Below are 13,478 nucleotides of genomic sequence, written 5' to 3' on the forward strand. Positions count from 1 at the left end.
CTGGTCCCTCAGGCCTTGTCTTCACGCCCGCGCAGCAGCCGGTTGGGCATGGCAATGGCCGCCGCCAGACCCAGCAGGGAAACCCCGGCACTGACCAGCAGCAGGTGCCGGAAGGTCAGCAGCAGTTCGCTGCGCAAGGCCTCCCGCGCGGGACCGGGGGCGGCATTCAGGCCGTCCAGCAGAGCGTTGCCGGACTGACCTTCGGCCACCAGCCCGGCGCCACTGAGGTGGGCCAGGCTGGAGTCCTGCAGCAAGGCCAGCAGCAGCGCCGACATCAGCGCCACGCCCACCGCACCGCCCAGGGCGCGGAACAGGTTGGTGGTGCTGGTGGCGACGCCGATGTCCCGCTGCTCCACCGAATTCTGGCTGCCCACCAGGGAGGTGGGGAACTGCATGCCACTGGCGATTCCGCAGAGCAACATGCACAGGCCGCTGGCCAGCAGCGCCTGGGGCGGCACCAGGGCCATGCCGAGAATGGCCACCGGCATCAGCAGCGCGCCGCCCAGGATCATGGGTTTATAGCGCCCGGTCACCGACGTCAGGCGGCCGGCGCAGTAGGCGCCCATGGGCAAGCCCATGGCCAGGGGCAGCAGATGCAGGGCGGCGCTGTCGGCCCCGGCGCCGGTGATGCTCTGGAAGCGCAGCGGCATCAGCACGATCAGCGAGATGGCCTGGAAGCTGGTGAAGAAGATCGTGCACCAGCACAGCAGCGCATTGCGGTTGGCGAACAGGTGCATCGGCAGCAGGGGCTCGCGGGTCCGGCGCTCATGCCAGACGAACAGGGCCAGGACGATGACGGCGATGGCCAGCAGGTCGAGCACCTCGGCACTGCGCCAGGAATGGCCCTGGCCCACCTGCGTGATGCCCAGCAGCAGGGCACTCAGGCCGATGATCAGCAGCACGGTGCCGAGGTAGTCGATGATCGGTTTGCGCTGGGGCACCGGCAGCCCCACCAGGGTGCGATAGGCCACCCACCAGGCGCCCAGACCCAGGGGCAGGTTGATCAGAAACACCCAGCGCCATGAGAGAAACTCGGTCATGTAGCCGCCCAGCACCGGGCCGGCGACACTGGCCACCGCGTACATGCTGCTGAAGTAGCCCTGGTAGCGGCCGCGTTCCCGGGGCGGGACGATGTCGCCGATGATCGCCTGGCTCACCGAGATCATGCCGCCGGCACCGATGCCCTGGAAGATCCGCGCCAGCACCAGTTGCTCCATGTTCTGCGCCAGGCCGCAGAACAGCGACGCGAGGGTGAACAGGCCCATGCCGAACAGCATCAGCCGTCGCCGGCCATACAGATCGCCGAGCTTGCCGTAGATCGGCACCGCCACGGTCATCGCCACCATGTAGCCGGAGATGACCCAGGCCAGCAGGCTGACGTCCTTGAATTGGGCGGAAATGGCCGGCATGGACACAGCGACGATGGTCTGGTCCAGGGCGCCGAGAAAGATCGCCAGCATCAGGGCGATCAGCACGCTGCGGATGGCCGGCTTGGTCGGGCCGGGTTGTTGGAAATGAGTCACGAAAGAACCTGCGGGCGGTAATTGACCCGGTGCGGCAAGGCCGGCGGGGTTAGGCGCCAGTGTACTCGATAGGAAGCTATCGGATAGCTCGGAAAACCCGGCGCCAGGCGATTTTCATGCAGGTTTTTTCAACTCGGGGTGTCGCGTCAGGCAGTCTGGGCCGGCGCGTTTGCGAAACGCTTTGTGGCACTTGCTGATGCCTGGTAATGGGACGCATTCTGTATAGTGTCGGCCCTCTGCCAGCAGCCTGAACCTTGACTGTACGAATGTTGATTCGTGTTGGCGGTGCTTGCATTTTTCCTGGGTGAACCTGTCAATTGACCGGTGGAACCTGGCGGTTACCCGAGCATTTCGCCCATTGGGGCAAATGTCCCCCCCGTTACTCTGAGGCCTGGACTGTAGTGATGAACAAGCCTGCCCTTGCGCCCATCCCCGTGTTCAAACTCTATGGCGAAAGCCTGGGCTGGCCCACCCCGGACCTGCTGCATTGCGAACCCATCAGCCAGCGCAGTCGCGAGCACCATTGGGAAATAAAGCCCCATCGACACGCCGACCTCTGCCAGTTGCTGTTTATCAGTCGCGGGCAGGCGCAGTTGCAGGTTGAAGGCCAGCAACGGCTGCTGGACGAGCCGCTGGTCCAGGTGTTGCCACCGCTGTCGGTGCATGGCTTTCGTTTTTCCGAGGACATCGAAGGCTTTGTCGTGACCCTGGCCGCGCCGTTGGTCAGCCACTTGCAAGCTCAGTTGGGGGCCTCGGCAAGCGCCCTGGCGAAGTCGGGCAGCTACCCGGCCGGGGCGGATGCGCACTACCTGAACGCCCAGTTCGCCGCCCTGCAGAACGAATACCAGGGACAGCAACCTGCCCGGGAAATGCTCATGCACGCGCTGGTGAGCACGATCGTAGTCTGGGTCGGGCGCCGGGCCCTGCAGTGCAGCAGCGCCAGTCAGCGTCCGCAGCGCGCCCGGGAATATTTCAATGGCTTCATCCAGTTGGTCGAAGCCCATTACCGCGAGCATCTGAAGGTCGAGGATCTGGCGCAGAAACTCGGCATCTCGGTGTCGCACCTCAATGGCACCTGTCGCGAGCTGGCTGGGCAACCGGCGCTGCAGATCATCCACCAGCGCCAGTTGCTGGAGGCCAAGCGCCTGCTGACCTACACCGGAATGACCATCTACGAGATTTCCGATGAGCTGGGGTTTTCCGATCCCACCAACTTCACCCGGCTGTTCCGGCGCCGCGAAGGCATCTCGCCCAAGGTGTTCCGCGACCGGCTCAAGGCCGATCAGGCCGCAGACGGCGTGGCCTCGCCGCTCACCTGAGGGCGTTCAGGGTGGCGTTGTGAGGGATGCAGCGTTCCAGGTTGCAACTGGCGTAGTTGCGCGGCTGCATGCGGGCCTGCTCGACGCGATAAGCCGCGGTACCGTATAGCGCCAGGGTCACGGTGCAGGTCATGAAGATGGCCAGGTACCTTCTTGTCTTGACGTTCATGGCTAAGACCTCTGAAGCAATACCCCCGTCATTTGAGGGGGTACTGTTATCAGCATAGGTCAGTTGCCGGGGTCTGCCAGACCGCTGGCCGGTCTGTTTGGCGAGGTATTCAGGGGATCGATCGGGTGGCTAGAGCCCCTCGTCCCAGAGCGGTTCCTGGGGGAACCTCAGGACCAGGAAGTCCAGCATGCTGCGCAGGGTTGCGGGCATGTGCTTGCGCGAGGCGTAGACCGCATACATGTTCATCTTGCGCGGTTCGGCATGGGGCAGCAGGCGCACCAGCTCTGCGCGCTTGATGTATTCGCCGGCCTGATAGCTGGGGAGCATGGCGATACCGGCGCCGGCCACCGTGGTGCGCAACAGGGTGCTGGCTTCATTGGCACTGATGTTGCCCTGGACCGGGACTGACACCTGCTCGCCGTCCTGTTCGAAATGCCACAGGCTCTTGCCGAAGTAGGAGTGAGTCAGACAGTTGTGCCGGCTCAGGTCTTCCACCCGTTGCGGCGCCGGGTGTTCACGCAGATAGGCAGGCGATGCACAGATCACCGAGCGGCAGACGGTGAGGCGGCGAGCGATCAGGTTCGGGTCCAGGTCGTTGCTGGTGCGGATCGCCAGGTCGATGCGCTCGTCCACCAGATTCACCGTGCGATCGAGCATCTGCAGGTCGATGCTGACCCCCGGGTAGCGCTTGACGTACTCGGCCATGGCGTCCGCCAGTTGCGACTGGCCGAACGAGGTGCTGACGCTGATGCGCAGTAGCCCGCGGGGCGCGTCATCAGGCTCGCCGACCGCGGCCTGCATGTCGCTGGACAGCTCCAGCATCTGTCGGCAGCGGGGCAGGATCTCGCCGCCGGCGGCAGTCAGGCTCAGCTTGCGCGTGGTGCGGTGCATCAATCGGGCGCCGACCCAGTCCTCCAGTTCCGCCAGATAGCGTGAAACCACCGGTCGCGAGAGATCCAGGTGGTCGGCGGCGGCCGACTGGCTGCCCAGGTCGACGACGGTGACGAAGACCCGCATTGCTTGAAGACGATCCATGATTTGCCCGCTTTCAGAAACAAACTATGTTCAAGCATCGCATTTTTTGTAACGAGTCTGGCAACTAAGCTTGCTCCACTTCTCACCCAGTCAACAGATTCCGGAGCTGCCCCAATGATCGGATTCACCTCACTCAAACGCCTGCTGCTGGCCACCGCCACCCTGGGTTTTGCCGCCCATGCCGCGGCCGCTGAGCCCAGCCTGCAGCTGGATGTCTACAACCCGGGCGCCAACGCCATCTTCCCGGTGACGTCGGTGCTGGTCAGCGGCAAGAAGGACGCGATCCTGGTGGACGCCCAGTTCGGCAAGTCCCAGGCCCAGCAACTGGTGGACAAGATTCGCGCCAGCGGCAAGCACCTGACCACCATCTACATCAGCCACGGCGACCCGGATTACTACTTCGGCCTCGACACCCTGACCGCCGCCTTCCCCGACGCCAAGGTCGTGGCTTCGCAGCCGACCGTGGATCACATCAAGGCCACGGTGGACGGCAAGCTGGCGTTCTGGGGCCCGAAAATGGGCGCTGACGTGCCGGCCAAGACCATCGTGCCGGGCGTGCTCAAGGGCCACAGCCTGACCCTGGAAGGGCAGAAGCTCGACGTCATCGGCCTGGACGGCAAGCAGCCGGACCGCAGCTTTGTCTGGATCCCGTCGATCAAGGCGGTGGTCGGTGGCGTGGTGGTCGCGGAAAACATCCATGTGTGGATGGCCGATACCCAGACGCCACAGTCCCATGCGGACTGGCTGAGCACCCTGAAAACCATCGAGGGCCTGCAGCCCAAGACCGTGATTCCCGGGCACTTCCTTGGTGACAGCGCACGTACCCTGGCCCCGGTGCACTTCACCGCGGACTACATCAAGGCCTTCGATGAAGAGACGGCCAAGGCCAAGGATTCCGCCGCACTGATCGCGGCCATGAAGCAGCGTTACCCGGACCTGGGCGAAGACAGCTCCCTGGAGCTGAGCGCCAAGGTCGCCAAGGGCGAAATGAAGTGGTGAAACCGGTTTGACCCGCTCCCTTTCGGGAGCGGATGCCTCTGTACTCTCTTAGCCAACTGGAGACATGTCATGAGCAAGATCGCAATCATTGGTGCCACCGGCCGTGCCGGTAGCCAACTGCTGGAAGAAGCCCTGCGCCGCGGTCATAGCGTCACCGCCATCGCTCGCAACACGGCAAAGCTCGGCCAGCGTGCCGGCGTGCTCAGCCGCGCCGTGGATGTGGCCGACAGCGCCGCCCTGCAAGCGGCGGTGGCCGGCCACGACGTGGTGATCAGTGCCGCGCATTTTTCCACCATCCCGGCCCAAGCCATCATCGATCCGGTGAAGAAGGCCGGGGTCAAGCGCCTGCTGGTGGTGGGCGGTGCCGGTTCCCTGCTGCTGCCCGGCGGCGGCAAGGTCATCGACAGCCCGGGCTTCCCGGAGGAATACAAGGCCGAGGCCAGCGCCGGTGGCGTGTACCTGGACACCTTGCGCAAGGAGCAGGACCTGGACTGGACCTTCCTCTCGCCGTCGGCGGAGTTCGTCGAGGCTGAGCGAACCGGGCACTTCCGTCTGGGCCAGGACGATCTGCTGGTCAGCGCCGAAGGCCGCAGCTGGATCAGCTTCGCCGACTACGCCATCGCCATGCTTGATGAGGTGGAAAAGCCGGCCCATAGCCGTCAGCGTTTCACTGTTGGTTACTGATTAGCGGCCGATTGCCCCGGCAGCCGCCCGCTCTGGGCGGCTACCGGGGTGTTGCCCTCAGTGCCGAAGGCCCCTCGCGGGCCTTTTTGCGTTCTACCGGTATCAGTTTTTGCTCTTTCAGCGCTGTCGGGCCTGCTCCACCAGCCAGTCCAGCAGTTCCTGCAGGGCCGCCGAAGGCCCCGGGCGCTCCGGGTACACCAGGTAATACGCCTGCCCCGTCGGCACCTTCAATTCAAAGGGCATGACCAGCCGCCCGGCACTCAGGTCATCGCCAATCAACGCCCAGTCGCCAATCGCCACGCCCGTGCCCTGGGACGCTACGGACATCGCCAGGTCCAGGGTTTCGAAGTGCTGGCCCTTGCCCAGGGTGTCCAGTGGCGTGCCTGCGGCCTTGAGCCAGGTCTGCCAGTCCCGTTGATCGTGGGACGGGTGCAACAGCAAATGCTGTTGCAGGTCGGCGGGGCTCTTGAGCGGCACTGGGCCCTCCAGCAGCGGCCGGGAACAGACCGGAGTCAGCTGTTCATTGAACAGGTGCCGCGAACCCAGGGTCGGGGCCGGCGGCGCGCCGTACATCACCGCCGCGTCAAACGGCTCGCGGCCGAAATCCACCCCGTGGGCAATGGTCGTGGTCAGTTGCACCGGCACCTCCGGGCGCTCCTTCTGCCATTGCAGCAAGCGCGGCAGCAGCCAGCGCATCACGCAGGTCGGGGCCTTGAGCCGCAGGTGGCGATTGCGCCCGCCAATCTCGTCCACCGCGCCATTGATCAGTTCGAACACCTGCTGCACCCGCGGCAGCCATTCCTGGCCTTCGGCCGTGAGGCTCAGGCCACGGGCGTGACGCTGGAACAAGGGATAACCCAGGTGACTTTCCAGCCCGGCGATCTGCCGGCTCACGGCGCCTTGGGTGATGTGCAACTGCTCGGCGGCGCGAGTGAAGTTGCAGCACTGGGCGGTGACCAGAAAGGTATGCAGGGCGGGCAGGGGAGGCAGGCGTTTCATGGGCAGCCAAGGCATGACGTGGGGACATGGCTAGTATGACTTTTTATCCATTGTTGCGGCTACCGGCGCGCCGTTCCAATAGCCCTCTCCCGGCGCCCGGCACGCGTGCCCGCCGGGTATCCAATCAACAAGAAGGGCGATGAAATGGCGACGTGCGGCGAAGTACTAGTCAAGTTACTCGAGGGTTATGGCGTCGAACAGGTGTTCGGCATTCCGGGGGTGCATACGGTCGAGCTGTATCGTGGGCTGGCCCGTTCGTCGATCAATCACGTCACCCCGCGGCATGAACAGGGGGCCGGTTTCATGGCCGACGGCTACGCCCGCACCAGCGGCAAGCCCGGCGTGTGCTTCATCATCACCGGCCCCGGCATGACCAACATCACCACCGCCATGGGCCAGGCCTACGCCGACTCGATCCCCATGCTGGTGATCTCCAGCGTGCAGACCCGCAGCCAGCTGGGCGGCGGGCGTGGCAAGCTGCACGAGTTGCCCAACCAGAGCGCGCTGGTCAGTGGCGTCGCGGCGTTTTCCCACACCCTGATGAGCGCCGACGAGCTGCCGGCGGTGCTGGCCCGGGCCTTCGCCCTGTTCCAGGCCGGGCGTCCGCGGCCGGTGCACATCGAGATTCCCCTCGATGTACTGGTCCAACCCGCCGATCACCTGCTGGCCAGCGAGCCGGTGCAGATCGCCCGTGCCGGGGCCGCCCCGGCGGCTGTCGCGCAGATGAGCCAGTTGCTGGCCAACGCCAAGCGTCCGCTGATCCTCGCCGGCGGTGGCGCCATCGAGGCGGCGCAATCCCTGACGCTGCTGGCCGAGCTGCTGCAAGCGCCGGTGGCCCTGACCATCAATGCCAAGGGCCTGTTGCCGTCGGCGCACCCGCTGCTGATCGGCTCCACCCAGTCGCTGGTGGCGACCCGGGCCCTGGTGGCGGAGGCCGACGTGGTGCTGGCCATCGGCACCGAACTGGCGGAAACCGATTACGACGTGACCTTCGCCGGTGGCTTTGAAATTCCCGGCACCTTGCTGCGCATCGATATCGACCCCGACCAGACCGTGCGTAACTACCCGCCGAAAGTGGCACTGGTGGCCGACGCGCAGATTGCAGCCCAAGCGCTGCTGGCAGAGTTGTCCCGGCAGCCCTTGAGTGCCCGGGGCAGCGATTGGGGCCCGGTGCGGGCTGCGGCCCTGCGCAGCGAACTTGAGCGCCTCTGGGATGCTCCGACCCGGGCCCAGACCCGCTTGCTGGAAACCGTGCTCGAAGAGTTGCCGGAAATCGTGGTGGTGGGCGACTCCACCCAGCCGGTGTACAGCGGCAACCTGACTTTCAATCCCGAGCGGCCACGACGCTGGTTCAATGCCTCCACCGGCTACGGCACCCTGGGTTATGCCTTGCCGGCGGCAATTGGCGCCTGGCTCGGCGGCGGCGCGCAGCCCAGCCAGCGCCGGCCGGTGGCCTGCCTGATCGGCGACGGCGGCTTGCAGTTCACCCTCGCGGAGCTGGCCTGTGCAGTGGAGGCGCGGACCCCGGTCATCGTCCTGCTGTGGAATAACCAGGGCTACGAAGAGATCAAGAAATACATGGTCAACCGCGCCATCGAGCCGGTGGGCGTCGACATCTACACCCCGGATTTCATCGCCGTGGCCAAGGGCCTGGGGTGCGCCGCCGAGCGCATCGACACGGCCGAGCAACTGCGTGCGGCGTTGCGCACGGCGGTGGATCGCCAGGGCCCGACCCTGATCGAGATCGACCAGAACCGCTGGACCCAGGGAGTCACGGCATGAGCGCGCAAGCGGTGTTGAACGGGGTGTACATCGACGGCCAATGGTCGGCGGGCGACGCACTGTTGCAGGTCATCAACCCCGTCACTGAGGCCCCGCTGGCGCAGGTGGCGGGGGCCGGTGCCGAGGCGGTGGATCAGGCCCTGGGGGCCGCCACCCGGAGTTTTGCGCGCTGGTCGCAGAGCAGCGGCGCCGAGCGTGCCACGGTACTGCGCACGATTGCCCGCGGCGTGGCCGAGCGCCGTGAGCGCCTGATGCACTTGCAGTCGAGCAACAACGGCAAGCCGCAGTTCGAAGCGGCGATGGACGTGGACGATGTGATCGCCACCTTCGATTACTACGCCGGGCTGGCCGAGGGCCTGGACCAGGCCCAGGACGCCGCGGTGGCGCTGCCCAGCGCCGACTTCAGCGCCCGCTTGCGGCGCGAGCCCTGTGGCGTGGTCGGGCTGATCGTGCCGTGGAACTTCCCCATGGTTACCACCGCCTGGAAGCTCGCCCCCGCGCTGGCGGCGGGCTGCTGCGTGGTGCTCAAGCCGTCGGAAGTGACTCCGCTGGCGGAGCTGGAACTGGCGGCGATCATTGCCGACAGCGGCTTGCCCGATGGCGTGTTCAACCTGGTGTGCGGCACCGGTCTGGCAGTGGGCGCGCCGTTGGCGGCGGACCCGCGAGTGGCGAAGATCTCGTTCACCGGCAGCAATGCGGTGGGGGTCCAGGTCATGCAGCGGGCGGCGGAAACCGTCAAGGGCGTGAGCCTGGAGCTGGGCGGCAAGTCATCCTTGCTGGTGCTGGCCGATGCCGACCTGGAGCTGGCGGTGGAGCTGGCCTGTGGCGGCGGTTTCTTCAATGCCGGGCAGATGTGCTCGGCCACCAGCCGGGTGCTGGTCGCCGACGAATTGGCCGATGAATTCCTCTTGCGGCTCAAGGCCCGGACCGAGGCTGTTCGGGTGGGCGACCCGTGCGACCCGCAGGTGACCATGGGCTCCCTGGTCAATCAGGCGCAGTACCGGCGCGTGCTGGCGCACATCGAGCGCGGCTTGAATGTCGGCGCCAAGCTGGTGTGTGGCGGCGGTCGTCCGGCGGGGTTGGCCCAGGGCTTTTTCATCCGGCCCACGGTGTTCACCGAAGTGCCGCTGGACAGCGCCCTGTGGCGCGAAGAGATCTTTGGCCCGGTGCTTTGCGTGCGCAGCGTGAGCAGCGAAGAGGAGGCGATCGCGCTGGCCAATGACAGTGAGTTTGGTTTGGTGGCCAGTGTGGTGGGGGCGGACGTGGAGAATGCCGAACGGGTCGCCAATGCCCTACAGGCCGGCCTGGTGTGGATCAACGCGCCCCAGGTGATCTTTCCCCAGACCGCCTGGGGCGGCTACAAGCAGAGCAGCATCGGCCGCGAACTGGGCCCCTGGGGCCTGCAGGCCTTCCAGGAGCTCAAACACGTAATCCGCGCCCTGTAGGAGCCGGCTTGCCGGCGAACCCGGGTTACCCGCCAACCCGCAGGCGCGCCATGTCCCGCAACGGCGGCGCGCCAAACAGTCGGCTGTATTCGCGGCTGAACTGCGACGGGCTTTCATAGCCGACCCGGTAACCCGCCGCCGAAGCCTCCAGCCCCTCGGCCAGCATCAGGCGTCGGGCTTCCTGCAGGCGCAGCTGTTTCTGGTACTGCAACGGGCTCATGGCGGTCATGGCCTTGAAGCGGTGGTGCAGGGTCGACACGCTCAGGTTGACTTCCCGGGCCAGGTCATCGATGCGCAACGGGTGGACGAAATTGCCGTTGAGCCACTTGATGGCCTGGTTGACCCGGTGGCCCTGGCTGTTGGCGGTGGCGATCTCATACAGGCGGTGGCCCTGGGGGCTGCGCAGCAGGCGATAGAGAATTTCCCGGCGCACCAGCGGCGCGAGCATGGCGATGTCTTTCGGGGTGTCCAGCAGGCGGGTCAGGCGCAGCACGGCGTCGAGCATGGCCGCATCCAGGCGTTCCACATAGAGGCCGCGCCCGGTGGGCCGGGTGGGTACGCCCAGGGGGCCGGCATCGGCGATCAGCGCATTGATCTCGCCGGGGTCGATGTCCAGGCGCAGGGCCAGGATCGGCTCTTGCAGAGAGACGATCGCCACCTTGCCGCTCAGCGGCACGGAAACCGAGACTACTAGGTAATTCAGCGGGTCGTAGTTGTAGCTTTCATCGGCCAGGCGCACTTCCTTGCGGCCCTGGGCCATGATGCACAGCGCCGGCTGCGCCAGCACCGAGCCGAAGTGATGGGAGCTGCTGTGGCGCGAGACGAACAGTGAGTCGATGGCAGTGGCGTAGCTGCCGTCTTCGGCGGTGTTGCGCGCAATGATCGCAGCCAGTTCCACGCGCTGGCGTTCCATCTCCGGAGCCAGGGGCGGTGGCAGGGTATCCAGTGATGACATGGGGCGCCTCGGGTGTTTGCAGTCGGCACAGCTTAAGTTTGTGCAAGAGTCGCGGGTAGGCGAATCCTGCGTAAAACTTGCCTGATCCTGCTGCTTGCGCGCGCGATAGACAAGATGAGCCGAGGCTCGGGGGCTTCACTTGCTTGAAACACCGTTGTAACGCTTTTGTCCCATGCCGCTGCCCAAGCCATGGGGAAACCTGCTTGTCGCAGGATTGGGCAAATCAACGGCAGAAATCGACTAACGCGCGAAAGGGTCCGCCCCGTATCGTTGATCCTGTCGCAGCCCGTCCCTGGCTGCCTCGACAACACCCTGGGAGGGTCGCACATGTCCACGCATATTCCGGTCAGTCACATGGCCTTTGTCCGAGCCCGGGCCGGGCGTTCCAAGGAGTTGGGTGCGCGCTTGAGCAGCCTGATCGAACCGTCGCGCCAGGCCAGTGGTTGCCTGCACTTCGCCTTGCAGCATTCGCAGTGCGATGCCGAGCTGTGGCTGGTGTCCGGCTTCTGGAGCAGCCAGCAGGCGATGACCGCCTATTTCAGCTCGCCGGCCATGGCGATCTTTGCCGAGCTGGTGCAGGACCTGGTGGTCAACAGCCTGGATTTTCATACCTTCAGCACGGTATCGGCGCTGCAAGCCCAAGGCGAATACGCGCAACTGCAGCGCGCACCGCTGCACAAGCTGGCCAGTTGAAGGTTTAGAATGGCCGACTTTTCATTGGCCAGGACTTGCAACATGGCACGCAAAGAGTTTGCACATTACGAAGCCGTTTCCGCTGTGGTTCCCGGGGAGGGCGGCTACAGCGCCGCCATCGCCGTCAAAGCCCTCGGAGCATCGGGCGCCCCGCGTTTTCATAAAGTCCTGAACGAGCAGAAGTTCAAGACCGCCCATGACGCCGACCAGGCTGCCGCACAACAACTCGAACAGTTGGCCGACGTCGATCAGGACGGCGAATTGAGCTGGAAAGCCGACTGATTCGCCGCGCTACTTGACCGCCCCCGGGCGGTGCATCTTGAACAACGCTTCCGGCCCCAGCTGGAAGTAATCCGCCGGCCCGCCGCCGCGCAGAATCGGCTCTGCGGCGGCGGTGTCGTAGATCCCGTCCTTGAGCAGCCACTGGGCGATATGCACGGCGACCACTTCGCCGAGGATCAGCCAGCTCGGCACCAGCTCCTTGTCCGCCCGCTGCAATTGAATGATCTGGGTGACCTTGCACTCGAAGGACACCGGGCTCTCGGCTACCCGCGGCACACTGATGATCTTCGAGGCCACCGGTGTCAGGCCGGCCAGGGCGAACTCGTCGACCTCGGGCGCAACCGCGGCGCAGCTCTGGTTCATCTGCTCGGCCAGGGGACGGGTGGCCAGGTTCCAGGCGAATTCACCGGTGGCTTCGATGTTGTTCAGGCTGTCTTTGCGCCCGACGCTGGAGAACCCGATGATCGGCGGAATGTAGTTGAAGGCATTGAAGAAGCTGTAAGGCGCCAGGTTCAGGCGGCCTTGTGCATCCTGGGAGGAGATCCAGCCGATGGGACGCGGGCCGACGATGGCATTGAACGGGTCGTGGGGCAGACCGTGGCCCAGAGCGGGTTGGTAGAAGTGGATATCGTCGGACATGGCTCAAGGTTCCTGCTGTGGGGCGAGTGAAGGGCGCCATAGTGCAGTGCGTCATGCGCGAATTCCAGCGTTGCGCCCCTGGTTGAGGCCGCTGGTGGAGCCGGTTGGCGGAGCACAAAAGACTAAGCCCGGCCGAAGCCGGGCTGTGATGTCAGGTGAATCGATCAGCTGATGGTGGCGGAACCGGTGCGGTCATAGCCATCGGCGGCGAAGGTGGCGGAGCCGGTGCGGTCGTAGCCATCTTCAGCGAGGGTGGCGGAACCGGTGCGGTCGTAGCCATCGGCGGCGAAGGTAGCCGAACCGGTACGGTCGTAGCCGTCTTCAGCGAGGGTGGCGGAACCAGTGCGGTCATAGCCATCGGCGGCGAAGGTGGCGGAACCGGTGCGGTCGTAGCCGTCTTCAGCGAGGGTGGCGGAACCAGTGCGGTCATAGCCATCGGCGGCGAAGGTAGCCGAACCGGTGCGGTCGTAGCCATCTTCAGCGAGGGTGGCGGAACCAGTGCGGTCATAGCCATCGGCGGCGAAGGTAGCGGAACCGGTGCGGTTGTAGCCATCTTCAGCGAGGGTGGCGGAACCGGTGCGGTCGTAACTGTCGGCAGCGAAGGTGTTGGCGGCCAGTACCGACAGGGTCAGGGCGAGGATCAGTTTGGTTTTCATGGCGGTGTCTCCGGGTTCGTTGAGGTGTTTGCGTTGGGCTTGATGTGAATCCTACTCCGATAAAGTTGATTAAAAAGCGCAAATAAATGCTTATTAAAATCGAATTTATCGATGTGTATAAGGGCGTCACTCACCGCCGATCAGCGCATTCAGGCCTCACTACAGATACGCACCAAGTCGCAACTTGGATTCAGTAGCAGCCTAAGGAGCCGGCATTAACTGACCGTTAATGGCTCAGTCCACGGGCAGCAAAGGATCAAAAAAACCATCAACGGTTTTTTCATTCGGCCCCGACCTA

14 protein-coding genes are annotated in these 13,478 nt (G+C 65.0%); 7 read left to right on the forward strand and 7 right to left on the reverse strand.

Annotated features, from left to right (window positions below; all coding sequences use genetic code 11):
• Nucleotides 1-8 precede the first annotated feature (8 nt).
• The gene (locus GGI48_RS22350; RefSeq protein WP_409565410.1) at nucleotides 9-1,460 is read right to left on the reverse strand and encodes an MDR family MFS transporter; all 1,452 of its coding nucleotides are present in this window, start codon (nucleotides 1,458-1,460) and stop codon (nucleotides 9-11) included.
• Nucleotides 1,461-1,927: 467 nt separating this feature from the next.
• Between GGI48_RS22350 and GGI48_RS22355 the strand changes: the two genes are divergently transcribed.
• On the forward strand, nucleotides 1,928-2,842 hold the full coding sequence (locus GGI48_RS22355) for a helix-turn-helix domain-containing protein (protein ID WP_103741459.1): 915 nt from the start codon (nucleotides 1,928-1,930) through the stop codon (nucleotides 2,840-2,842).
• On the opposite strand, the gene GGI48_RS22360 is transcribed toward GGI48_RS22355, so the two are convergent.
• Nucleotides 2,835-3,011: a hypothetical protein gene (locus tag GGI48_RS22360; protein WP_016968420.1), complete on the reverse strand. Its 177-nt coding sequence runs from the start codon at nucleotides 3,009-3,011 to the stop codon at nucleotides 2,835-2,837. The two genes, GGI48_RS22355 and GGI48_RS22360, sit on opposite strands and share 8 nt — an antisense overlap.
• A gap of 129 nt (nucleotides 3,012-3,140) precedes the next feature.
• On the reverse strand, nucleotides 3,141-4,046 hold the full coding sequence (locus GGI48_RS22365; RefSeq protein WP_016968421.1) for a LysR family transcriptional regulator: 906 nt from the start codon (nucleotides 4,044-4,046) through the stop codon (nucleotides 3,141-3,143).
• A 114-nt stretch (nucleotides 4,047-4,160) separates the two neighbouring features.
• Between GGI48_RS22365 and GGI48_RS22370 the strand changes: the two genes are divergently transcribed.
• Both GGI48_RS22370 and GGI48_RS22375 read left to right on the forward strand, forming a co-directional pair.
• On the forward strand, nucleotides 4,161-5,045 hold the full coding sequence (locus tag GGI48_RS22370; RefSeq protein ID WP_016968422.1) for an MBL fold metallo-hydrolase: 885 nt from the start codon (nucleotides 4,161-4,163) through the stop codon (nucleotides 5,043-5,045).
• Between the two features lie 69 nt (nucleotides 5,046-5,114).
• Nucleotides 5,115-5,729 carry an NAD(P)-dependent oxidoreductase gene (locus GGI48_RS22375; protein ID WP_179600098.1) on the forward strand — a complete coding sequence of 205 codons (615 nt, stop codon included), beginning with the start codon at nucleotides 5,115-5,117 and terminating at the stop codon, nucleotides 5,727-5,729.
• Nucleotides 5,730-5,846: 117 nt separating this feature from the next.
• On the opposite strand, the gene GGI48_RS22380 is transcribed toward GGI48_RS22375, so the two are convergent.
• Complete coding sequence (locus tag GGI48_RS22380; protein WP_042942233.1) at nucleotides 5,847-6,728, reverse strand: LysR substrate-binding domain-containing protein; 882 nt, start codon at nucleotides 6,726-6,728, stop codon at nucleotides 5,847-5,849.
• Between the two features lie 144 nt (nucleotides 6,729-6,872).
• On the opposite strand from GGI48_RS22380, the gene GGI48_RS22385 reads away from it, so the two are divergent.
• Entirely contained in the window at nucleotides 6,873-8,510 is a 1,638-nt protein-coding gene (locus GGI48_RS22385) for a 5-guanidino-2-oxopentanoate decarboxylase (RefSeq protein WP_179600100.1), read from the forward strand.
• A complete protein-coding gene (locus tag GGI48_RS22390; protein ID WP_179600102.1) occupies nucleotides 8,507-9,955 on the forward strand; it encodes an aldehyde dehydrogenase family protein in 1,449 nt (482 codons plus the stop codon). The genes GGI48_RS22385 and GGI48_RS22390 overlap by 4 nt, the downstream gene beginning before the upstream one ends.
• A gap of 25 nt (nucleotides 9,956-9,980) precedes the next feature.
• Here GGI48_RS22390 and GGI48_RS22395 read toward each other — a convergent pair whose 3' ends face one another.
• Entirely contained in the window at nucleotides 9,981-10,910 is a 930-nt protein-coding gene (locus tag GGI48_RS22395) for an AraC family transcriptional regulator (RefSeq protein ID WP_179600104.1), read from the reverse strand.
• Nucleotides 10,911-11,237: 327 nt separating this feature from the next.
• On the opposite strand from GGI48_RS22395, the gene GGI48_RS22400 reads away from it, so the two are divergent.
• Complete coding sequence (locus GGI48_RS22400; protein ID WP_016968428.1) at nucleotides 11,238-11,603, forward strand: putative quinol monooxygenase; 366 nt, start codon at nucleotides 11,238-11,240, stop codon at nucleotides 11,601-11,603.
• 9 nt (nucleotides 11,604-11,612) lie between these two features.
• Nucleotides 11,613-11,885: a hypothetical protein gene (locus tag GGI48_RS22405; protein ID WP_179600108.1), complete on the forward strand. Its 273-nt coding sequence runs from the start codon at nucleotides 11,613-11,615 to the stop codon at nucleotides 11,883-11,885.
• Nucleotides 11,886-11,894: 9 nt separating this feature from the next.
• On the opposite strand, the gene GGI48_RS22410 is transcribed toward GGI48_RS22405, so the two are convergent.
• Nucleotides 11,895-12,524, reverse strand: coding sequence for a flavin reductase family protein (locus GGI48_RS22410; RefSeq protein ID WP_016968430.1), 630 nt, complete (start codon nucleotides 12,522-12,524; stop codon nucleotides 11,895-11,897).
• 164 nt (nucleotides 12,525-12,688) lie between these two features.
• Nucleotides 12,689-13,180: a heme utilization protein gene (locus GGI48_RS22415; RefSeq protein WP_179600109.1), complete on the reverse strand. Its 492-nt coding sequence runs from the start codon at nucleotides 13,178-13,180 to the stop codon at nucleotides 12,689-12,691.
• Nucleotides 13,181-13,478 lie beyond the last annotated feature (298 nt).

Origin of the sequence: Pseudomonas protegens, assembly GCF_013407925.2 — a bacterium.
Taxonomy (GTDB): Bacteria; Pseudomonadota; Gammaproteobacteria; order Pseudomonadales; family Pseudomonadaceae; genus Aquipseudomonas; species Aquipseudomonas fluorescens_AP.

Bases quoted from the DNA above. Each gene is read 5' to 3' on its own strand.
- GGI48_RS22355 (WP_103741459.1), top strand. From the start codon at position 1,928: ATGAACAAGCCTGCCCTTGCGCCCATCCCCGTGTTCAAACTCTATGGC.
- GGI48_RS22365 (WP_016968421.1), bottom strand. From the start codon at position 4,046: ATGGATCGTCTTCAAGCAATGCGGGTCTTCGTCACCGTCGTCGACCTG.
- GGI48_RS22385 (WP_179600100.1), top strand. From the start codon at position 6,873: ATGGCGACGTGCGGCGAAGTACTAGTCAAGTTACTCGAGGGTTATGGC.
- GGI48_RS22370 (WP_016968422.1), top strand. From the start codon at position 4,161: ATGATCGGATTCACCTCACTCAAACGCCTGCTGCTGGCCACCGCCACC.
- GGI48_RS22380 (WP_042942233.1), bottom strand. From the start codon at position 6,728: ATGAAACGCCTGCCTCCCCTGCCCGCCCTGCATACCTTTCTGGTCACC.
- GGI48_RS22405 (WP_179600108.1), top strand. From the start codon at position 11,613: ATGGCCGACTTTTCATTGGCCAGGACTTGCAACATGGCACGCAAAGAG.
- GGI48_RS22400 (WP_016968428.1), top strand. From the start codon at position 11,238: ATGTCCACGCATATTCCGGTCAGTCACATGGCCTTTGTCCGAGCCCGG.
- GGI48_RS22415 (WP_179600109.1), bottom strand. From the start codon at position 13,180: ATGAAAACCAAACTGATCCTCGCCCTGACCCTGTCGGTACTGGCCGCC.
- GGI48_RS22395 (WP_179600104.1), bottom strand. From the start codon at position 10,910: ATGTCATCACTGGATACCCTGCCACCGCCCCTGGCTCCGGAGATGGAA.
- GGI48_RS22350 (WP_409565410.1), bottom strand. From the start codon at position 1,460: ATGCTGGCGATCTTTCTCGGCGCCCTGGACCAGACCATCGTCGCTGTG.
- GGI48_RS22390 (WP_179600102.1), top strand. From the start codon at position 8,507: ATGAGCGCGCAAGCGGTGTTGAACGGGGTGTACATCGACGGCCAATGG.
- GGI48_RS22375 (WP_179600098.1), top strand. From the start codon at position 5,115: ATGAGCAAGATCGCAATCATTGGTGCCACCGGCCGTGCCGGTAGCCAA.
- GGI48_RS22410 (WP_016968430.1), bottom strand. From the start codon at position 12,524: ATGTCCGACGATATCCACTTCTACCAACCCGCTCTGGGCCACGGTCTG.
- GGI48_RS22360 (WP_016968420.1), bottom strand. From the start codon at position 3,011: ATGAACGTCAAGACAAGAAGGTACCTGGCCATCTTCATGACCTGCACC.